Annotated in this window: 16 protein-coding genes; 10 read left to right on the top strand and 6 right to left on the bottom strand. The window is 65.3% G+C overall.

Features of this window, described 5'->3' with window-relative positions; translation table 11 throughout:
* Nucleotides 1–47: 47 nt before the first annotated feature.
* The 5 genes from AC1DN9_RS11365 to AC1DN9_RS11345 form a co-directional block, all read right to left on the bottom strand.
* On the bottom strand, nucleotides 48–1397 hold the full coding sequence (locus tag AC1DN9_RS11365) for a 2-hydroxycarboxylate transporter family protein (RefSeq protein ID WP_478100126.1): 1350 nt from the start codon (nucleotides 1395–1397) through the stop codon (nucleotides 48–50).
* Nucleotides 1398–1605: 208 nt separating this feature from the next.
* Nucleotides 1606–2934 carry an eCIS core domain-containing protein gene (locus AC1DN9_RS11360; RefSeq protein WP_478100124.1) on the bottom strand — a complete coding sequence of 443 codons (1329 nt, stop codon included), beginning with the start codon at nucleotides 2932–2934 and terminating at the stop codon, nucleotides 1606–1608.
* A gap of 144 nt (nucleotides 2935–3078) precedes the next feature.
* Nucleotides 3079–4218: an ABC transporter substrate-binding protein gene (locus tag AC1DN9_RS11355; protein WP_478100122.1), complete on the bottom strand. Its 1140-nt coding sequence runs from the start codon at nucleotides 4216–4218 to the stop codon at nucleotides 3079–3081.
* Nucleotides 4219–4380: 162 nt separating this feature from the next.
* On the bottom strand, nucleotides 4381–6021 hold the full coding sequence (locus AC1DN9_RS11350) for an alpha/beta fold hydrolase (protein WP_478100120.1): 1641 nt from the start codon (nucleotides 6019–6021) through the stop codon (nucleotides 4381–4383).
* A 20-nt stretch (nucleotides 6022–6041) separates the two neighbouring features.
* The gene (locus tag AC1DN9_RS11345; protein WP_478100118.1) at nucleotides 6042–7688 is read right to left on the bottom strand and encodes an AMP-binding protein; all 1647 of its coding nucleotides are present in this window, start codon (nucleotides 7686–7688) and stop codon (nucleotides 6042–6044) included.
* Nucleotides 7689–7891: 203 nt separating this feature from the next.
* Between AC1DN9_RS11345 and AC1DN9_RS11340 the strand changes: the two genes are divergently transcribed.
* The 10 genes from AC1DN9_RS11340 (at nucleotide 7892) to AC1DN9_RS11295 (ending at nucleotide 19771) form a co-directional block, all read left to right on the top strand.
* A complete protein-coding gene (locus tag AC1DN9_RS11340) occupies nucleotides 7892–8926 on the top strand; it encodes an AraC family transcriptional regulator (RefSeq protein ID WP_478100116.1) in 1035 nt (344 codons plus the stop codon).
* A 198-nt stretch (nucleotides 8927–9124) separates the two neighbouring features.
* Nucleotides 9125–10828, top strand: coding sequence for a hypothetical protein (locus AC1DN9_RS11335; protein WP_478100114.1), 1704 nt, complete (start codon nucleotides 9125–9127; stop codon nucleotides 10826–10828).
* A gap of 83 nt (nucleotides 10829–10911) precedes the next feature.
* Nucleotides 10912–12324: an alpha/beta hydrolase gene (locus AC1DN9_RS11330; RefSeq protein WP_478100112.1), complete on the top strand. Its 1413-nt coding sequence runs from the start codon at nucleotides 10912–10914 to the stop codon at nucleotides 12322–12324.
* Nucleotides 12321–12650, top strand: coding sequence for a hypothetical protein (locus AC1DN9_RS11325; protein ID WP_478100111.1), 330 nt, complete (start codon nucleotides 12321–12323; stop codon nucleotides 12648–12650). Before AC1DN9_RS11330 ends, AC1DN9_RS11325 begins: the two co-directional genes overlap by 4 nt.
* Nucleotides 12651–12653: 3 nt before the next feature.
* The gene (locus AC1DN9_RS11320) at nucleotides 12654–13736 is read left to right on the top strand and encodes an alpha/beta fold hydrolase (RefSeq protein WP_478100109.1); all 1083 of its coding nucleotides are present in this window, start codon (nucleotides 12654–12656) and stop codon (nucleotides 13734–13736) included.
* Nucleotides 13733–14335 (top strand): N-acetyltransferase family protein, encoded by a 603-nt coding sequence (locus AC1DN9_RS11315; RefSeq protein ID WP_478100107.1) that lies wholly within the window; start codon nucleotides 13733–13735, stop codon nucleotides 14333–14335. Before AC1DN9_RS11320 ends, AC1DN9_RS11315 begins: the two co-directional genes overlap by 4 nt.
* A 35-nt stretch (nucleotides 14336–14370) precedes the next feature.
* The gene (locus tag AC1DN9_RS11310) at nucleotides 14371–15921 is read left to right on the top strand and encodes a long-chain-fatty-acid--CoA ligase (RefSeq protein WP_478100106.1); all 1551 of its coding nucleotides are present in this window, start codon (nucleotides 14371–14373) and stop codon (nucleotides 15919–15921) included.
* Nucleotides 15922–16465: 544 nt separating this feature from the next.
* Complete coding sequence (locus AC1DN9_RS11305; protein ID WP_478100104.1) at nucleotides 16466–17893, top strand: DUF1254 domain-containing protein; 1428 nt, start codon at nucleotides 16466–16468, stop codon at nucleotides 17891–17893.
* Nucleotides 17894–17909: 16 nt separating this feature from the next.
* Nucleotides 17910–19286: a DUF1254 domain-containing protein gene (locus AC1DN9_RS11300; RefSeq protein WP_478100103.1), complete on the top strand. Its 1377-nt coding sequence runs from the start codon at nucleotides 17910–17912 to the stop codon at nucleotides 19284–19286.
* A 191-nt stretch (nucleotides 19287–19477) separates the two neighbouring features.
* Nucleotides 19478–19771, top strand: a complete 294-nt coding sequence (locus tag AC1DN9_RS11295; RefSeq protein ID WP_478100101.1) for a hypothetical protein — start codon at nucleotides 19478–19480, stop codon at nucleotides 19769–19771.
* A gap of 21 nt (nucleotides 19772–19792) precedes the next feature.
* Here AC1DN9_RS11295 and AC1DN9_RS11290 read toward each other — a convergent pair whose 3' ends face one another.
* Nucleotides 19793–20878 (bottom strand): serine hydrolase domain-containing protein, encoded by a 1086-nt coding sequence (locus AC1DN9_RS11290; RefSeq protein ID WP_478100099.1) that lies wholly within the window; start codon nucleotides 20876–20878, stop codon nucleotides 19793–19795.
* Nucleotides 20879–21233: the final 355 nt, after the last annotated feature.

Genomic DNA, 21233 nt, shown 5'->3' with positions numbered 1-21233 from the left:
CGACTGACTGGAAGGTGCGCGCCAGGATGCGCGCCGGAGGTCGTGCGCTAGGAGATGCGCGCGAGGACGATCAGCACGACCGTCACGGTGATCGCGCCGCCGATGCGGGTTGCGATCTGCGCGAACGGCATCAGCGTCATGCGGTTCGCCGCCGTCAGGATGGCCACGTCGCCCGTGCCGCCCTGGCCGCTGTGGCATGCGTTCACGATGGCGGCCTCGATGGGGTACATCCTCATGAGCTTGCCGACGACCGCCCCGACCGACATCAGCGTCACCACCGTCGCCACGATGGTGATGATGGTCGGCAGGTTGAAGGCGGCGATCAGCTTGTCCCATGGCGTCAGCGACACGCCAATGGCAAACAGCAGCGGGTAGGTCACGGCCGTCGAGAAGAACTTGTAGACCACGAATGCGCCTTCCTGCAGTTGCGGCGAGACCGCTTGCGTCAGCTTCACGATGACTGCGATGAACAGCATCGCGACCGGCGCGGGCAGGCCGAAGAGGCGGTGGCACATGATGCCTACGAGATACAGCGTCAATGCGGTGATGCCGGCGGCGGCAATGTGCGTCACGTCCATGTGGCCGGTGATCTCCTCCCTCGACGTGTCCATGTCGTCATGCTCGCCGGGTTGAAGGCGGCCTTCGCCGGTGAGGTGCGGGTAGCGCTTGCCCACGAAGTTCAAGGTGCCCGCCAGGATGATGGCGGTCAGGCTGCCGAGCATGACGGGGGGAAGCACCGTCGCAAACAGGGCGCCCTGGTCCTGGTGGAGGATCTCGGCATAGCCGATCGACAGGGGGATGGCACCCTCCCCGACGCCGCCGGCCATGATCGGCACGACGATGAAGAAGAAGGTGTGGTGCGCGCCCAGTCCGAGCGCCGTACCCACGGCCGTGCCCACCGCGCCTGCGGCAACCGTGCCCGCCGCAAGGGGTACGAAGATCTTCAGGAAGCCCTTGATCAGCACCTGCCGGTCCATGCTCAGGATGCTTCCGACGATGATGGACGCAATGAACAGGTAGAGGAAGTTGCTGACCTTGGTGAAGTCGGTCGTGACCTTCACGATCTGGTCCGGCAGCACCTGGTAGTAGACGAGTGCCGACGGGATGAAAGTGGCGAATATGGCCGCGGCGCCGATGTTGCGGATCACCGGAATCCGCTTGCCGATCTCGGCCAGCGTGAAGCCGAAGAAGGCGAACATCACAATCGCAAGCGAAATCTCGTTGGGCAGTTTGCCGGTGGCAACGAGGCCCGCGATGAGCGCGCCCGCCAACACGTAGATCGGCAGTGGAATGATGCCGATACGGAACTCCATGAGCTTCCACCAACCCTCGGGCCAAAAGCCCTTGTGGGTTGTCGATACGGCGGGCGGCGAAAGTGTCGCGTTGGGCGTCTTCATCAGTTGTCTCCTTGGCTAAGCTGGGGTGTCCCGCAAGCAAGAGCAACCGTCATGCCACTGCCGGCGGTGGGCGTCGGTCCGCCCAAGTGCTTGATTTCAAAGGAGATTTCTTGTCGCTCTGCGGCGCAGGGCCCAACTGCGCTACGACAAGTCGTGTGAGTGTCGGTTGCAGGCTATGGAAAGCCGTTCTGCCGGATTCGGGATTTCCCTAGTAGTGGTGGGGGACGATGTAGTCCGGAAGCTTCTTGAGTTCCGGATGATCGAAGATCACGGCTGCCTCCCTGTTGGTTATCGGTACCGCAGGAGGTCTGTAGTCGCTCGGCGAGCGGCCAAAGATCGCCTGGGCAAGATGAATGGCCCGCGCCATATGGAGTACCGCCGTCCGCGATGCGTTGGTCGCGTCGCGGGTCGTCTTGCCGGAGCGTGGGATATCTCCACCCTTCGAGAGGCGCAAGAAAAGGTCCAGCGCGACGCCCACGCCCGCGTTCAGCCCCACCCTGAGAACGGTTAGCCGCTGCTCCGGGGTCAAATCATCCAGCGATCGGACGGCAGAGTTACGCAATGCGGAGGCCCTTGACTGTATGGCGCCGCGCAGCACCTTTTCCTGCATCTTCAAGTAGACGCCGAAGGCAGCGACGGCCTTGTCGGCATCCAACCGTCCTCGCGGTTTCAGCGCGCCCCCCTTCTTCTCGGTCGACGTGTCCCAGCTTTCTCCGGTGGCTTTGACATCGTCGTACTTCAGTCCAAGACCAGGATGTGCTGCGATGACGCTCTTGAGTTGAGGCTTCTCGCCCTTTCCGAACCAATCGTCGAGCCCGAGCTTCTCCGATGGCACCGTGCCGGATGTACCCGACCATACGGAGGCTCCCTCCTCGGCCAAGAGCTCGGCAGCCAGGAGCCCGGGGTCGATGTCGAGTTCCTTTGCCACATTCTCGACGCGCGCTCGGAGCCTCGTATTGGTCGTCAGGATCTCGTCCAAGTCCGTTCTGCCCAACACCTCCGGCGTCGTCTCCGGCAGTGGCTTGTGCTCGGGCGCGCCCGTGATCGGTATGTATTCGTCTGGATCAGGAACAGGCGAAGTGGGCTGGGCTGCGAACCCGATCCCGCTTGGTGCCTGCACACGCGCCTTGATGCCTGAACTCACTGCCCGACTTGCGGCTTCGGCATCTTGCTCCTGCGCTCGGCCGGGCGGTGAGCCGCCACGACTTTGCTGCACGACATGGGTCAGTTCGTGGGCGAGCAGTTGCACGCCGGCAGCCTTCCGAGGTTGGTACTCTCCGGGCGCAAAGACAACGTCGGAACCGACTGTGTAGGCCAGTGCGCCGAGTGCGCGAGCGCCATCTGCAGCGGTGCCCTCCGCATGCACGCGGACCGCCGAGAAATCGTGGCCGAAGTGTCGCTCCATGTCCCGTTGAACCGCAGGCTCCAACGCCTTGCCGGAGCCTCGTTTGGATGCAATGAAGGGAGCCGCGCCGATGGCAGACGTGCCCGTCGTCGATCGCCGGCTGGATGCTGGCTTCGCGGCGAACTTGCGCATCGGCATCCCCTTGTTTGTGAACGCGTTCACTGCAACTTGCGGCCCGCATTGCGGCCCTGCCGGGAAGCGGCGGGGGCGGCCGTGGCGTTGAGACGGTGAGTCTAAGTGGCTGCCACGGCAGATTGCAACCGACAGGACGCCATCTCAGCCGATGAACGCTCCTTGCGTGTTCAGCAGCGTCTGACTGACGAAGCTGCTCGCACGCGATCCGTTCATGTACTCGACGCGCCATCCATCCAGCTCGACGGGCTTGCGTCGCTGAAACTCCGAAAGCACCTTCGACCGCGTCGGATTGGGCCCCGCACCCGCGATCACCTGAGCGGCGTAACGGCCGGCCAGGTAACCAGCGAGACTGATCGGCGATGGCGGCTCATCGAACAGGCGCGCAAGCGCATCGCGATAGGCCCTCACCACCGCTACCTTGCTGGAGTGCGGGTTGGGCACGACCTGCGTGAAGATGATGGGGACCGACTTCCCGGGGTTCAATTGCATGAAGGTGTTGCTGTCCACGTCGGCGAGGCACACGACGTAGCGCTGCACGCCGCGCCCGCTCAGGCCACGGGTGAACTGTGCAAGCTCGATGCCCTCCCCCATGAAGACCAGGAAGAAAGGCGCGTCCGCACGCACCTTCGACGCGAAGACCGCCGGATCCTGCCCGACAGGAATGACCAGGCTGCGAACCTTGATCTTCAGCCTCTCGCCGATCGCCTCGGTGCCCGCTCGAAGGGCTTCGGCGTGGGCGGGGTTGGGGTACACCATGCCGAGCTCCGAGACGCCGAGATTGGCGAGGTTCCTGAGCACATAGCGAATCTGGTCTTCCCTCGAAGCGAAGAGGCTGAACAGGCGCGCATCGCCGTCGAACTGCGAATCGGCAAGCCAGGGCGCGACGTGGGCGATGTCCAGCCTGGCTTGGCTGGCTTCACTCAGGGTGGCCAGCGCCAGCCCCTCGCCCACCGTTCCCAGCAAGGCCACCTGGGCTGGGTCGTTCTTGACGAGCTGGACTGCGTTTCGGGCCGCGAGGGGCGTACCGTCCGTCTCGACGGTGTAGAGCTGCGGTGCGGGAAGGTTGGCCTTCCTGAGTTCGGCAAACGCGAGGCGGATGCCGGTCGCATAGTCGCGCGACAACTCCTGCTGGTCGGGCGACATATCAAGCAACTGCGTGACCCGCGGTCCGGGTGATGGGGCGACAGCCATTGCCGGCACAACTGCAAAGGCGCCCAGCATGGCGGTTCCAGCCGCAGCCTGAAGCAGGCGGCGGCGCTGACGAGAGTTCGGGTGGTTCATCGATGCGAGGCTAAGAAGCCCACATGACAAAACTACGGCACAGTAGGTTTTTGGCGTGAAGTAGATCACGCTTGCTTAGGTTTTCTCCTCAGCCCGCGGCCGCAGTGACGAAGTCTTGAACGGAACGCGCCGCGCTTCGTGGCGGCTCGGGCCCTGGTCGAGTCAGCCATTCGTTTCGTGCACATAGGTCCCTGGTGCGGCTTCGCCGGCTGGATGCTCGGCGCTGCCCAACTCTGTCGGCGCCTTCTTCAGACGGCCCGAGCGCGCGGCAAGCCATTCACGCCAGTGAGTCCACCAAGAGCCCGCCAGGGAGGTTGCACCGTCCAGCCAATCATCGGGATCGCTCGGCGCTTCCTCGTTGACGAAGTACTTGGCCTTCGCGTTTCCCGGGGGATTGATGAGGCTCTGGATGTGTCCGCTGGAGGAAACCACCATGGTCACCTTGCCGCCCGGCATGTGCGCCGTGCGATAGCAGTCGCGCCAGGGCGTGATGTGGTCGGTGATCCCTGCGACGGCATAGCGGTCCACGGTGATCTTCGAGATGTCGATCGGCGTGCCCGCGACGTTCAGCGCGCCGGGCTCGGCGAAGCTGCCCTTGCCGACCGCATCGAGGATCTCGGCGTGAAACTTGGCCGGCAGCCGGGTCGTGTCGTTGTTCCAGTAGAGCACGTCGAAGGCCGGCGGTGCATTACCCATCAGGTAGTTGTTGACCCAGTAGTTCCACACCAGGTCGTTGGGGCGCATCCATGCGAAGACACGCCCCATGTCCTTGCCCTCGAGCACGCCCTTGCCGGCTGACGCGGCCTTGGCCAGGGCCAGCGTCCTGGGCGATGCGAACAGGCCGAGCTGCGAGTCCTCGCCCTGCTGCAGCACCGCGACCATCTGCGAGAAGGACTTGACGCTGCGGTCCTTCCTTGCCACGAGATGCGCCAGCAGCGCAGTGACGGTCATTGCGCCCGAGCAGGCGCCCTGGATATTCACGTCCTTGCTGCCGGTGATCTCCTTGACCGCGGCCAGCGCTTCCACGAGACCATGCACGAACTCCGACAGGCCCCAGTGGGCGTGCTCGCGCGTCGGGTTGCGCCAACTCACCGCGAAGACCTGGAAGCCGCTCGCGACGAGGAACTCGACCATGCTCTTGCCGGGCGCGAGGTCGAAGGCGTAGAACTTGTTGATCTGCGGCGGCACGAGCATCAGCGGCCTCGCGTGGACCTTGGCGGTCGAAGGCCGGTACTGGATCAGCTCGAGCACCTCGTTGCGGAACACGACTGCCCCGGGCGACACGGCCAGGTTGCCTCCGACCTCGAAGGCGCTCTTGTCGACCTGCGCGGGCATGCCGTCGTTGTGCCGCATGTCGGCAGCGAAGTTCTTTAGCCCGTCGATGAGGTTGCGGCCGCCGGTCGCGACCGTTTTCTTCAGCGCCTCGGGGTTGGTCAGGAGCCCGTTGCTCGGTGACAGGGCCTCGGTCATGAGGCCCGTGAGCATCTTGGCGCGCTGGGCCTTCTTTGCTTCCAGGCCCAGGTCGTCGATGAAGCCGCCCACCGCGTTCGTCAATGCCAGGTAGCCCTGCATGTAGCGCTTGTGGAACGGGTTCTGTTGCCAGCCTTCGCCGCTGAAACGGCGGTCGCCCGGAGCGGGCGCGATATCCGAGCGGCCCGCGATCACCTGCGCGAGGTCGCGCACGGCGTTCGCTTCATGTTCGAGCACAGTCAGCGGCGCCCGGAACGCGCGGCCGGCGATGTCGCCGGCGGCGGCGATCAGGTCGTCGGGTTGGGTCGCGATGCCCTGCGAAAGCGTGGTCATGATCGATGCTCCCTGGAGGTTCAAGAAGCGGCAAGGTCGCGCAGCTCGCGCCGCAGGATCTTGCCGACCGTGCTCTTGGGCAGGCTCTCGGTGAAGCTCACGATCTTGGGCACCTTGTAGGCCGTGAGCTTCGAGCGGCAGTGCGCAAGAATCTCGTCCGCGGTCAGCGCGACGCCTGGCGCCTTGACGACGATGAGCTTCAGCGCCTCGCCGGTCCTGGCGTCCGGGATGCCGATGCAGGCGGATTCGGCGACACCGGGGCAGCTTCCGACCACGGCCTCGATCTCGTTGGGGAAAACGTTGAAGCCCGAAACGATGACCATGTCCTTCTTGCGGTCGACGATCCGCAGAAAGCCGCGCTCGTCGATCTCGCCGACATCGCCCGTGCGGAAGTAGCCGTCCTCGGTGAAGGCGGCGGCATTGGCCTCCGGCTGGTTCCAGTAGCCGCTCATCACTTGCGGCCCCTTGGCGCAGACCTCGCCGGGCTGGCCGATCGGCACTTCGTTGCCGCTCTCGTCGAGCAGCTTGATGTCCGTGCCGGGCACGGGCAGGCCCGTGGTGCCCGTGAAGTGCTGGATCGCCTCCGGGTTGAAGCTGAGCACCGGACTCGTCTCCGACAGGCCGTAGCCCTCGCGGATGAAGCTGCCCGTGATGCCCTTCCATTTCGCGGAGGTGGCATCCAGAACCGCCGCCCCGCCGCCGCCCGCCAGCCGCATCCTGGAGAAGTCGACTTCGCCGAGGCGGGGGCTCATCGTCAGTCCGGCATAGAGCGTGTTCACGCCCATGAATACGGTGGGCCGCGCCTCCTTGAGCACGTCGATGAAGGCATTCATGTCACGCGGGTTGTCGACGAGCCAGTTCTCGGCGCCCACCGAGAAGTAGGTGATGAAGTTCACCATGAGCGCGAAGATGTGATAGAGCGGAATCGCGGTCACGACGACCTCGGCGCCTTCGCGGGTCGCGTCCGGCATGAAGGCCTTGAACTGCTGCGTGTTGGCGACCAGGTTGCCGTGCGACAGGCAGGCACCCTTCGAGACGCCGGTGGTCCCGCCGGTGTATTGCAGGAACAGCGGGTCGGCCGCGTCGAGCGCCACCGGCCGGCGCTGCAGCGTCGATCCCCGCCGAAGCAGCTCCGGGAAGGCGATGCTCTCGCCGATCCGTGGGTCCACCGCGGGTCCGGGGAGAGCGACATTGCCGCCGTCCCCGCGCGAGACCGTGATCACCGATCGGATGCGCGTCCGGGGCAGGATCTCGGCCAGGGTGGGCGTGGCGCCATCGAAGACCACGATGACCTCGCTGCCCGAGTCGTTGAGCTGGTGCTCGAGCTCGCGGGCCGTGTAGAGAGGGTTCACGTTGACCTGCACCGCCCCGGCGCGCACGATGCCCAGGAAGGCGATCGGAAAGGCCAGCAGGTTGGGCATCATGACCGCGACGCGGTCGCCCTTGCGGATGCCGAGTTCGTGCTGGAGCGATGCCGCGAAGGCAGCCGATTGGCGGTCCACGTCGGCATAGGTCAGGGTCTGGCCGAAGGCGCGGAAGGCTGGCTTGCCGGCGAATCGCGTCATCGCGTCTTCGAGCATGGCCGTCACGGAGCGGTGGGCGTGGAAGTCGACGTCGGCTGGAATGCCGTAGTCGAGGTAGCTGGCGAGCCAGGGCTGGGATCTCATGAAACGCTGTCCTTTGCGTGGATGGTCGAACGAATGCGCGGGCCGGGAGAGCACATGGGGCTGCGGGCTTCATCGGTGTTCGTCGCAGTGCCTCTCGTCTCGTGTGGCTGTATCGTAGAAATCCATGCCAATGCCGTCAGTGACAATGGCGGCCAGTTTTTTGGCTTTGCGGCATACAGCACGCGGAACGTGGAGACATCGACATGCGGCATCACGGGAATCGCACGACTTCGGCGGCGTGGGTCGGCGGCATCGTCGACATGCTCGAATCGGAGGGACTCGACGTGCACGCGATGTTCAAGGAGCTGGACATTGACATGGCCGGCCTCACCCGAGTGGATGCGCGCATTCATACCGAGAAAGTCAGCGGCCTGTGGCGCCTGGCTGCGCTGCGTTCCGGCAATCCGGCCATCGCGCTGACGGCGCCGCGCATGGCCCAGCTCGCCAGCTTCGAGGTCATGGGCTACGCGATGATGTCCTGCGCCAATCTGCGCGCCGGGCTCGAACGGCTGGCGCGCTACCTGCGCATCGTGACGGAGGCGGGCGAGGTCAGGATCGAGCCGGCCGGCAACGAGTGCCGGCTCGGCTTCGAGCTCTACGGTGGCGAACAGCCCGTGCCGCCTCAGCGGTACGAATTCGATCTCATGACCTTCATCGCGTTCTGCCGCTGGATCTCGGGGCGCGAGATCCATCCGAAGCGGGTGGACCTCGCACAGCCTGCACCCGCAGACATGCGGCCCTATGCCGATGCGTTCCAGTGCCCGCTTCGCTTCGATGCAGCGGGCTACGGCGTCATCTTCGACAACGCCGACCTCCTGCGCCCCTTGCCGACATCCAATCCCATGCTGGCCGAGATGCACGAACGCCTCCTCGGCGAAGGGCTCGAACGGCTCGGCGACATGAAGATCACCCATGACGCGCGCGCCGAGATCGTGCGCAGGCTGCCCGAAGGCGAACCCAAGCGCGAAGATGTCGCCGTTGCGCTCTGCATGAGCGAGCGAACCCTGCAGCGGCGACTGCAGGACGAAGGAACCTCCTTCCAGCAATTGCTGGACAGTACGCGCCGCGAGCTCGCCCAGCAGTACCTGCGTCAGCGCAGCGTCTCGCTGGCACAGACCACCTACCTGCTCGGCTTTTCCGACCAGAGCATCTTTCACCGGGCCTGCAAGCGCTGGTTCAACGCCTCGCCTGGCAAGTACCGCAGCAGTTCCAGGATCGAGTCCAGCGCCATCGCCTGACGAAGCTCATCCACCCGGTTCGGGTGGCGGGAAAGCCCTAGTCCTTTTGCACCCTCCGCTACCCATGGCGGGTGGGGGCTGCCAGGGCGTGCGCGCCGACCATTCCCCTGCGCGCACTTCGCTCGGCTGGAGACAACGGCATGGAGACGGGTGGCGTTCCGACTACCGCCATTCACACCACGAAACAAGGAATCCAAAGTGAAGCAGCACCTCCGTCTTGCAACGGCCCTGGCCGTCTCGGCACTCGCCGCCATGTCGGCCCAGGCCGCCACGCCGCTCAGCCAGGCGCACAACCCCTACCTCGCGCAGTCGTACAACAACCAGACGCACTGGGACGATGCCGCCTCCGACAGCACCGACATCGCCGTGCCGCGCGGCTCCTTCGAAGTCACGCCCGAGTCGGTGCAACTGATCCCGAACGAATCGGTCGGGCTGCCCTCGATGAGCGACACCGTCGCCGGCCAGGAGATCCAGTGGTGGTGGTCGGGCTTCGGCCTGCGCAAGGTGAAGACCGAAGGTGGCAAGCTGGTCGAGATCGCGCGCACCGACATTCCGGTGAAGCTGCCCAACTTCGCGCCCGTGACCGCCGAGGAGCGCCGCGCGCAGGCCGCCGCCATCCAGAAGTTCATCGAAGCCAAGGACGAGAAGGGCCTGCTCGACTACGTGACGTCGCAACCCAACCGCATTGCGACGGCATCGTCCGACCAGGTCGCCAACGGCGCCGTGTACGCAGTGCTGACGCGTGACGATGCCTTCATCGGCTGCAACGGCCGCCAGGTGTTCCGCATCGACCAGCAAGACCCGAAGAACCCCGCCTCCGGCATGAAGCCGGCGCGCTTCACCACCCTGCCCGCCTCGCTCTTCGACAACGAACGCGCCCGCGCCAAGACCCACCTGCCCGGCGACATGTCCTTCGGCCTGGGCATGACCTTCAACGGCTACCTTGTCGTCAACACGCTGGGCGGCAAGGTCGTCACGCTCAACCGCGACACGCTCGAGATCATCGATACCTACACCACCGCTGGCGCCGACGAGTCGTTCATGAACAGCTTCGCCACCGGGCCGGAGGCCCAGGGCGGCGCCGTGTACGTGGCCTCCAACACGACCATGTACCGGCTGGTGGTCGATGCCAACGGCAAGATCCACGACGACGAGGCCAGCGGCGCCTGGGCCGCGAAATACGACCGCGGCATCCAGATGCCCCCGCCGAAGATCGGCGACGGCACTGGCTCGACGCCGACGCTGATGGGCTTCGGTCCCAAGGACGACAAGCTGGTCGTCATCACCGACGGCGCGAAGAAGATGCGCCTGGTGTCGTTCTGGCGCGACGGCATTCCCGCAGGCTGGAAGCAGAGGCCCGGCACGCAGTCGTCCCGCGTCGCCGACCAGATCGAGGTCGACATGGGCCCCGGCCTGGACATCGTGCAGTCGGAGCAATCGGTGGCCATCTACGGCGACCAGGCTTTCGTGGTCAACAACATCGTGAGCAAGGAGGAGCCGATGCTCAGCCGCGCCCCCTACTACGTCAACCTGGTCAACGGCGCCACGCGCCCCGGCCCGGTCGGCGCGGCCGGCTTCAAGTGGGACAACGGCAAGCACGCCTGGACCCAGCAATGGTCGCGCAACGACGTGTCGTCGATCTCGATCGTCCCGATGATCAGCGGTGGCAGCCACATGGCCATCATCGACGGCTACTTCGCCGGCCGCTGGGGCGACCGCCATCACATCGGCATGGACCTGGACACGGGAAAGACAGTGATGAGCATCCGCACCGGCACCAACCCGATGTTCAACGGCATGTACGCGCCGATCAAGGTCGATGCCGAAGGGCATCTGCTCTACGGCATGGCCTTCGGCATGGTGCGCATGGACACGTCGAAGATGAAGCGCATCGAGCCCTGAGCCGACGAGGTCTGTGAACTCGGATTTGCCCGCCCCCCACACCGGGGGGTGAGGCGTCGCGCAGCCCTGCGCATCCTGCGGGCATGAAGACCTCCTCCTCCCTCAAGCCATCCTCTTCCATGAACAACGAATCGACTCGTCTCGCCACGCGCGGCATGCCGTTGACCCTGCGCTCGCCACGGCCGGACAGCGATGTCCGCGCCTTCCTGCGCTGGTTCAACCTGGCGCCGGGCCGCATGGAGAACCGGTCCGTGCCGACGCAACGCAAGCTGTGGCGGCTCATGGCACTGGCGCTGGGGCGCCGGCCCCGGGTGGCCTCGGTGACGCACCGCACCATCGCCGGGCCCGGCGGCCCGATCGAACTGCGGATCTTCTCCGCAGGCCCTTCGAAACAACTGCGGCCCGCTTTCCTGTGGTGCCACGGCGGCGGCTTCATCGTGGGCGGCCTGGACTCCGGCGATTCGATCTGCCGCAGCATCGCGCTGGCCACGAATTGCGTGGTCATCGCGGTGCGCTACCGCCTCGCGCCGGAGCATCCGTTGACGGCCGGCCGCGAAGACTTTCTCGAAGCCCTCCATTGGGTGGCGCAGTTCGGCGCCAACCTGGGCATCGACGCGAGCCGCCTCGCCATCGGCGGCGATTCGGCCGGCGGCAACATCTGCGCCGCGGTGGCGCAGCACACGGTCCTCCATAACGGCCCCAAGTTGAGCCTGCAGGTGCTCGCCTACCCGGCCACCGACCTGGTGGCGGAATTTCCTTCGCTCGCGGAAAACGCAAACGGCTACCTGATCAGCGAACGCATGCTGCGCGGCATCGCGGCGCAGATCGGCGAAATCCCCGGCGCGGACGATCCCTGGCTCTCGCCGCGCCGCCAACCCGACCTGAAGGGCCTGGCGCCCGCGATGCTCATCAGCGCGGGCTTCGACCCGATCCGCGACGACGGCCTGGACTACGCCGCGCGCCTTCGCGCTGCCGACGTGCCGGTGGACCTGCTGCACTATGCCGGGCAGATCCACGGTTTTCTCAATTTCGATTCGGTGATCGATGCAGGGCGCGACGCGCTGCATCGCATCGCTGCGGCCCTCGACAAGGCCTTCAACGGCGCCGCCGTGCCGGACCGCACCGTCGAGGTCGCCGACGCAACGCGCAACGGTCTGGCCTGGCCGCTCCGGCCCGTGGCCGAACTGTTGATGACCTCACTGACCGGCTGGGCCACGGCCGAGCGCGTCTGGCTCGCGCTGTTCGGCCGCCTCTCGGCCGCCAGCGACGAGACCGCGCGCAGGCTGCTCGATTCGCGTCTCGTCCCCGGCGCCTTCCTGCGCCGTAGCGCGGCGGCGCAAGCCCATGCGCTCGAAGCGCGCCAGACCTGGCCCCATGCCACGAGTCTGCAATGCGCGCAGCGAAAGCCCCATGAATTCTCACCGCCATCCACAGGGGCGCACACCGAGCACGGTCGTGACACACGGAAGCGGTCTCCCAAGGAAAGTCCGACATGAATCCCAAGCAGCTCCTCGACCCACTGGCGATGTGGCGCCAGACCATCGACCGCCTCGAAGGCGGCGTCAACGACTTCACCACGCGCAACATGGAGTCGGAGCAGTTTTCGCAGGCGCTCGCGCTCGTCCTGCGCGCATCGCTCGGCACGCACCACGTGTTCGACAAGAACATGGCCCGGGTGTACGAGCGGCTGGGCCTCCCGACCCGCAGCGAGGTGGAGGCGATTGCCGCGGGCATTCGCCGCATCGAGGACAAGCTCGACATGCTGCTGCCGCCGCCCGCGCCGGCACATCGGCCTCCTCGCACCCGGCGCGCAAAGGGGTGAGCCATGAACGCACCCGTCAAGTCTGAAGACCCCTCCCTGACGCAACGCCTGCGCTCGGAAGTCGACCGCGCCATACAGCGCAGCTTCAAGGGCCTCGAATACCTCGGCTCGCCCGCGCCCGCCGTCGGGACCACGCCCCGCACCCTGCTGCACCGCCGCGGCACGCTGGGCCTGTATCACTACCACCCGCAAAGCGCCGAGGTGTATCGCGTGCCGCTGTTGATGGTCATGGCGACCACCAACAAGAGCTACATCTTCGACCTGGCGCCCGGCCAGAGCCTGATCGAGTTCCTCCTCCAGCGCGGATACGACGTCTACGTGATGGACTGGCATGCGCCGACCTCCGACGAGAAGCGCCTCAAGTTCGAGGACTACACACTCGACTTCATCCCGGATTGCATCCGGCGCGTGCAGGCGCACTCGGGCGAACAGGACATCACGCTGGTCGGCTACTGCATGGGCGGCGTGCTGTCGACCATCTATGCCGCGCTGCATACCGACGGTCCGTTGAAGAACCTGGTGTGCTTCACCACGCCGATCGACTGGAAGAAAATGACGCTCTTCCAGTCGATGGCCGACCAGCGCCACTTCGACGTCGACCGGCTCGTCGACACGCTCGGCAACGTGCCCTCGCACGTGGTGATGGGCGCCTTCGAGGCGCAACGTCCGGCGGGACGCGTCGCCGCCCAGGTGCGCCTGTGGGACAACATGTGGAACGACCAGTACGTCAAGGGCTACCGCATGATGGACCGCTTCGGCGCGGAAACGCTGCCGCTCGCGGGCGAATACCTGCGCCAGACCGTCAAGGACCTGGTCTGGAAGAACCGCCTCTGCAACAACACCCTGCGCGTCGGCGGCCGCACCGTCGACATCCACAACATCACCGTGCCGCTGCTGCACGTGACTGCGCAATACGACCACCTCGTGCCGCCCGAATGCGCCGCGCCGCTGGTGGCGCAGGCCGGCTCGCTCGACAAGGAACAAATCACGCTGCCCGGCGGACACGTCAGCCTGGTGGCAGGCCCCAATGCGGTCAAGCGCATGTGGCCGGCACTCGATCAATGGCTTGGAAGGAGATCCGAATGAACGACATCACCACATCCCGCGCCTATCCGCGCAAGCACCTGATCGGCAACGCGACCGTCGAGGTCGAGTTGCTCGAGGTTTCGGACGGCCCCGAGATCGCCCGCTTCGTGCAGAAGCTGCCGACACACGACCTGCTCTTCGTGCGCCGCGACCTGAGCCACCCCAAGGTCGTCACCGCATGGCTCGACGCGCTGGGCGAAGGCAACATCACCAGCCTGGCGGCCCGCTCGAACAGTGAGCTGGTCGGCTGCACCGCGGTCGTCACCGACCCGCGCTCCTGGTCGCGGCACGTGGCCGAACTGCGGGTGATGGTGTCGCCCGACTGGCGCGGACGCGGCCTCGGCCGCCTCCTCATCCAGGAATGCTTTGCGCTGGCGCTCGGCCTGGGCCTGGAAAAGCTCTACGTGCAGATGACGGTCGACCAGCGCTCGGCCATCGCCGTGTTCGAAGAACTCGGCTTTCGCGCCGAGGCCGTGCTGCGCGAGCACGTGAAGGACCGCGACGGCAACACCTACGACCTGGCCATCCTCTGCCATCACGTGGCCGAGGTGCAGGCGCGCTTCGAGGTCTACGGCGTGGCCGACGCGCTGGGCGGCTGACCGCGATTTTTCCCAAACAACAACGGAGACAAACCATGCAACTCACACAAACGCTGCGCCGCACGGCGCAGCTCTTCCCCCGCCGCGCCGCCACGGTGTTCGGCGACCGCCGCCGTACCTGGTCCGAAACGGCCAACCGCGTCGCACGCCTCGCAGGCGGTATCGCGGCCATGGGTGTCGCGCCCGGCGAGCGCGTGATGGTCCTCGCCTCGAACAGCGACCGCTACATCGAATCCGTCTTCGCCGTCCTGTGGGCAGGCTGCGTGGTGGTGCCGGCCAACACACGCTGGGCGCAGGCCGAGCATGCCTACGCGCTGCAGGACTGCACGCCGACGCTCTTCATGGTCGACCAGGACTTCGTCGAGATGGCGCGCAAGCTGCCCGGCGTCGATGCGCGCAGCACGATCTACATGGGCGATGACGCACAGGCCGGCCTCGTCTCGTACGAGGCCCTCATTGCCGACAACGCGCCCCTGGCCGATCGCGCGGGACAGGGCCACGACATGGCCTGCATCATGTACACCGGCGGCACCACCGGTTTTCCGAAGGGCGTGATGCTGTCGCACGACAACCTGACGATGGCCACGATGAGCTTCGCGCTCGAATGCCCCTACGAGCAGGACACGGTGTTCCTGCACGTGGCGCCCATGTTCCACCTGGCCGCGATGAGCTCGATGCTGAGCTACACGGCGGCAGGCGCAACACAGGTGATCGCGCCGCGCTTCGACCCCGCGCTCATCTGCAACCTGATCGCATCGGAGAAGGTGAACATGACGCTGATGGTGCCGACGATGATCGACTTCATCGACCGCTATCTGCAGGCCGTGCCGACGGACGTGAGTTCGCTGCGCAAGATGATCTACGGCGCCGCCCCCATCTCCGAAGCGCTGCTGCAACGCTTGATGAAGAGCCTACCGAACGTCCAGCTCTACCAGGGCTACGGCCAGACCGAGATGGCCGGCGGCGTGGTGGTGCTGCGCCCCGAATTCCACGCGCTCGAAGGGCCTAACGCACGCCTGCTGCGCGCTGCGGGCCGCTCCAGCCCGGCCACGGAAATCCGCATCGTCGACGACAACATGAACGAAGTGCCGCGCGGCACCGTCGGCGAGATCGCCGCGCGCGGTCCGACCGTGATGCTGGGCTACTGGAACAAGCCGGATCAGACGCGCGACGCCATCGAGGGCGGCTGGCTGCGCAGCGGCGACGCGGCCTACATGGACGAAGAGGGCTTCATCTTCATCGTCGACCGCAAGAAGGACATGATCGTTTCGGGCGGCGAGAACGTGTATTCCGCCGAAGTGGAGAACGCCCTCTCGCGCCATCCAGCCGTGCTGGAGTGCGCGGTGATCGGCATCCCCCACGCGCAGTGGGGCGAGGCCGTGCATGCGGAATTGCGCCTGCGAGACGGCGTCGATATCGACGAGGAAGCGCTCAACGCCCACTGCGCCGAACTCATCGCGGGCTACAAGCGTCCGCGCTCGTACAACTTCCGCAAGGATCCGCTGCCGCTTTCCGCGGCGGGCAAGATCCTCAAGAACGAACTGCGCAAGCCCTATTGGGAAGGGCGCGAGCGAGGAATCGCATAAGCGGCAGGGCCTGTTGCTATCCTTCCCTGGTCATCACTTCCGAGGGTTTGAATGCTTCTGCAGGATCTCCGACCCGAAATTCATCTGCCCGGGCCGTGATCGCGCGGCGGCGACCAGTTCGTCGACACCGGTGATCGGCGACCCCGACGCGACCACGAGGAGCGAAGGGCTGCGCCAACTCAGGGATATCGGGGCGAAGCTGCCGGACGCCCAGCGATCGTCGCTCCAAAGCCCTGTGTGAGAGTTCCATGCGGGATCCTGGCTCGACTCATCATGGCGCATCGCGCTCGACGCGGTCGTGTCCTCCGGGCCCAAGCCCGATCGATTGCCCGAAAGTGCAGGCGCGCTTGCCCGATGTGCCAATGTGCAGCATCGTCCGCAACGCACAAGATCCAACCTGAATCCGTGTTCCTGCGGTCCATGGCGCCGCAGGGGCGCCGGCCAGGACGCGCGAAACCTGAAAGAAAGTGGGCGTGAAATGAGGATCGCGATTCTGCGGGGGGTCTGCCTGACGGTTGCCCTTCATCCTGTTGGAAAGTCACCCATGAACAGACGACACACGTGGCAGGCCGTTCTCACGGCCTTCGCGGCCTTCGCGGCCTTCGCGGGCTCGCTCTTCGTCCAGACCGCTTCGGCGGCCGCTGCCACCCTGCCGACGCCCGCCAAGGCGCGCGCCATTGCCAAGGACGCTTATATCTATGGCTTCCCGATGGAGGACAGCTACCGCACGATGTACGCGTTTTCGATCGCCAAGGGCAATCCTGAGTACAAGGGTCCGTTCAACTCGGTGTTGAACATCGCGCGCGTGTTCACGCCCGAGGACAAGGCGTTCGTGACGCCGAATTCCGACACGCCCTACACCTTCCTCGGCCTGGACTTGCGCGCCGAGCCGATCGTCCTGACGCTCCCGGCGATCGAGAAGAATCGGTACTACGTGTTCCAGATGATGGACCTGTACACCTACAACTTCGACTACCTGGGCACACGCACGACCGGCAACGGCGGCGGCCACTTCCTCATCGCGGGGCCGCGCTGGAAGGGAACCGTGCCCAAGGGCATCACGAAGGTCATCCGGTCCGAGACGGAGATGATCAACGTCATCGGGCGCACGCAGCTCTTCGATGCCGCCGACCTCGACAACGTCAAGAAGATCCAGGCCGGCTACAAGGTGCAGCCGCTTTCCGCCTTTCTCGGCAAGCCGGCACCGCCGGCGCCGCCCGAACCGGACTGGATCAAGCCGCTCAGCCCGGCGGAGCAGCGGACCTCGCTGGAGTTCTTCAATGTGCTGAACTTCGCGCTGCAGTTCGCGCCGACGCACCCGAGCGAGAAGGCGCTGCGCGCGCGCTTCGCGAAGATCGGCGTCGAGCCCGGTAAGCACATTGACATGGCTTCGCTCCCCGACGACATCAAGGTCGCCATGCAACAGGGCATGGCCGACGGCCAGAAGGACATCGATGCGCGCCGCGCGGCGCTCGGCGGCAAGATCGACACGCTGTTCGGAACCCGCGCCTACCTGAAGAACGACTACCTCAATCGCGCCGTCGGCGCGCAGGTGGGCATCGGGGCGAATTCGAGGGAGGAGGCGCTCTATCCGATCTACGAGAAGGACGCCAACGGGCAGCCTCTGGACGGCAGCAAGAGCCGCTATACGCTGCGCTTCGCCAAGGGCCAGCTGCCGCCGGTCAATGCCTTCTGGTCGCTCACGATGTACGGATTGCCGGACCAACTTCTGGTGAAGAACGACCTGAACCGCTACCTGATCAACTCCCCCATGCTGCCCGGCCTGAAGACCGATGCCGATGGAGGACTCACGATCTACATCCAGAACGAATCGCCCGGCAAGGACAAGGAAGCCAACTGGCTGCCGGCGCCCAAGGGGCCGTTCATGCTCACGATGCGCTACTACCTGCCCAAGGCCGAGCTGTTGAGCGGCCAATGGAAATCGCCGGTGGTGGAGCAGGCCTCACCCTGATCGAAGGAAAAACATCATGATCTTCAAATCCAGGCTCGCTCTGGCCATCGCATTCTGTGCGCCGCTGTGCGCCATCGATCCTGCGGCTGCGCAGGCATCGCCGCCGGCGGCGGAGGTCCGCGCCACCGCGAAGGACGCGTACATCTACGCCTACGCGATGCTCGAGAACTACAACACCATGTACAAGCAGCTCGCCGATCCGAAGGCGCGCGAGTACGTAGGCGGCTTCGGCAAGTTCCGTCATTACGCCGAGCTGTACACGCCCGAAAACCATGATGTCGTCACGCCCAACAACGACACGCCGTACTCGTGGGCGTGGCTCGACCTGCGTGCCGAGCCCTGGGTGGTGTCCGTTCCCGCCGTTTCGAACAATCGCTACTACGTGCAGCAGTGGGTTGATCTCTTCACCTACAACTTCGCCTATGTCGGCTCGCGCGCGACGGGCAACGATGCGGGCGACTTCCTGATCGTGGGACCGGGCTGGAAGGGAAGCACGCCGCCCGGCATCAAGCAGGTGTTCCGGTCAGAGACCGACATCGTCATGACGTTGACGCGCACGGCGCTCGACGGCCCGTCCGATGTCGAAGCGGTGAAGGCGGTGCAGGCCGGCATGAAGCTGATGCCGCTCAGCAGCTTCATGAAGACCGCGCCGCCACCGGCCGCGGCCCCGGTGTCGTTCCCTCCCTACGATGCAGCCAAGGCGCATTCGCACGACTTCATCGGCTACCTCAACTTCCTCCTGCAGTTCACCCAGCCGCCGGATGCGAGCGAGGTGGATCTGATGAAGCACTTCTCGACCATCGGCATCGGCCCGGGCCGAGCTTTCGATGCCTCGAAGCTGCCGCCGGCAACGCTCGCCGCGATCGACGAAGGCGTCAAGGACGCGCAGGCGGCACTCGCCGAGAAGGCCAAGGTCACGCTGTCGTCGAACGGGCTGTTCGGCACCCGCGCCGACCTGAAAAACGACTACATGACCCGTGCGATCGCGGCCCAGAAGGGCCTGTACGGGAACTCGCTGGTGGAGGCCTGGTATGGCGGCTATGTCGGCGACGGCAGCAAGCTGTCGACGATTCACTTCGCGGCGGGCCAGTTGCCACCGGCCAAGTTCTTCTGGTCCATGACGCTCTACACGCTGCCGGACCGTTTCCTCTACGCCAACCCGCTGAAGCGCTATTCGATCGGCGATCGGACGCCCGGCCTGAAGCGCGACGCCGACGGCGGACTCACGCTGTATGTGGGTCACACATCCCCAGGCCCGGACAAGGAATCGAACTGGCTGCCGGCGCCGGACGGCAAATACAGCGCGGTCGGCCGCATCTACGGGCCTAGCGAGGCGGCGATGAACGGCACCTGGAAGCTTCCGCCTTTGGTCCCGGTGACGGCCGCGAAGTAGGTAGCTCCGTCCGGAGTGGTGATCAGGTCGCGGACGATAGCCTCTGGACACTGGAGGTGTTACAGAGCGTCAAACAGGTGCACCTCCCGCCCATGTGAGGCGTTGACTGCAAGAACGGCATCTCGCCACCTCTTGGAAGAGCAACTGTGAGCCTCAATCGTTCTGCATTCAAATGGGCTGCAACGGCTGCCTTGGTCGCCGGCTCCCTCCTGGCCGCTGCTTCGGCCAACGCCGAGGTCAATTGGTCCATCGGCATCGGCGCGCCTCTGTATTACGAAGCACCGGCACCCGTCTACGCCGCACCTCCGCCGGTCTACTACGAACCGCCCCCTCGCGTGTACTACCGTCCGCCGCCGCCGCCGGCGTATTACCGTCCTGCGCCCGTGTACTACGGCCCCCCGCCGGCCTACTACGAACCAGAGTACAGGGGCGGCTATCGCCATCGGCATCACGAGCGTCGGGAACGGGACGACCACGACGACTGAGACGGCCCCGACGCAAAGCGGTCATCCGGCAAGCGCGACGATCCGCCCTACGACAGTCATCACGGCATTGTTCTGTGCAACCACCTCAGAAGGGCCGGGGTTGGTCGCCGTAGTCGTCACCGCGAGTCGAAGTGAAGGAACGATCAGCGCAAACTGCGCCCCGTAACCCCAGCCCCAAGCCACTGGGTGGCCACTCAGACTCCCCGTGAACCACAGGTAGCCATAGCCGGTCTTTTGCATGGGCGCTGCGCTCCATGAGGTCGGCACATGAAAGCTCGTGCTGTTCTTGACCCATTCCGCCGGCACGACCTGTTTATCACCCCATCGACCGTCGTTGGCCATCGTCCACGCGATCTTGGCCAGGTCTCGGGCGCGCAACCGAAGGCCTCTGTAGCTCATGAAGTTCCCTGCCTTGTCGCGGGCGCCCTCGACGCGATCGATGCCCAATGGGCCGAGAAGGTCGCGCTGCGCAAGTTGCTCGACAGGCATTCCTTGGGCATGAACAAGGATGGGAGAAAGCAAGGAAATTGCGGCGTCGTTGTAGACCCACTTTCCGGCCTTCTGCGTATCGACTGGAAGTCCCAGTGCGAAGGCGACGGGATCGTCTGCGGCCTCCAAGGCGCGCATCTGGGTTCGATAGTCGTAGACCAGACCCGAGGTGTCGGTGAGGATTTGTTCGAGCGTGATCGAATGCGAAGCCGCGCCGGGCGCCTTCGCTGCCGCCGCTGGCAGGAGACTGCCGACGGTCTCCGAGACGCTCTTGATCTTTCCTTGCTGGATCGCGCTACCGACAAGCATCGAGGCAACGCTCTTCGTGACCGAATTGACGCTCTGCAGATCGGAAGCCGAAGCGCCTCCGTAGTATTGCTCCCCGACGAGGGAGCCATTCTTGACGACGAGAACACTTTTCAGAGCGCTCACGGAGCGAGCATCGTCCAGGATCTTCTGAAGAGACGTCTTGTCAATGCCCTCCTCTCCCTTTGGGACGACAACCCAGTCGTCGGAGGTTTCGGCAGCGAGATTCGAGGTGAGCGGCGCCAGCGCTCCCAGTGCGACCGCCAGGCTGCCGGAGACGAATTCACGACGCGATGTTGTCCTTTTCTGCATGGTCGTCCTTCTGTGAAGCGCAGCAGTGCCGCTGGGCGCGCTCAGGCGTCGAGCGACGGCTTGTGTGGCCGGATTCTGCCGTAGCTATCAGGAGGACGACGGACCGTCCTGCAATGGCTAGTTCAAAGATGCGTGCCGATACTCAGCGTATGCAGTGGGGCGGAAATCGCCAACCGGCACGGTTCGCTCTCCATCTGAAAGGACGACGCGGACGTTGGCCTCCTTGAGCATCCAGCAGCCACGGGCTGTCTGTCCATCCCAAGTCGCCAGGAAACAAACCCGACCCGGCGCGGGGCACTCGCCCTGGGCATCGGTCAGTTGCAATAGACGAACCGGGCTTCCATCCGCCACGAAG

This window comes from Variovorax sp. 05L425 (assembly GCF_056397705.1).
This window is presented reverse-complemented; position numbering and strand designations above follow the sequence as displayed.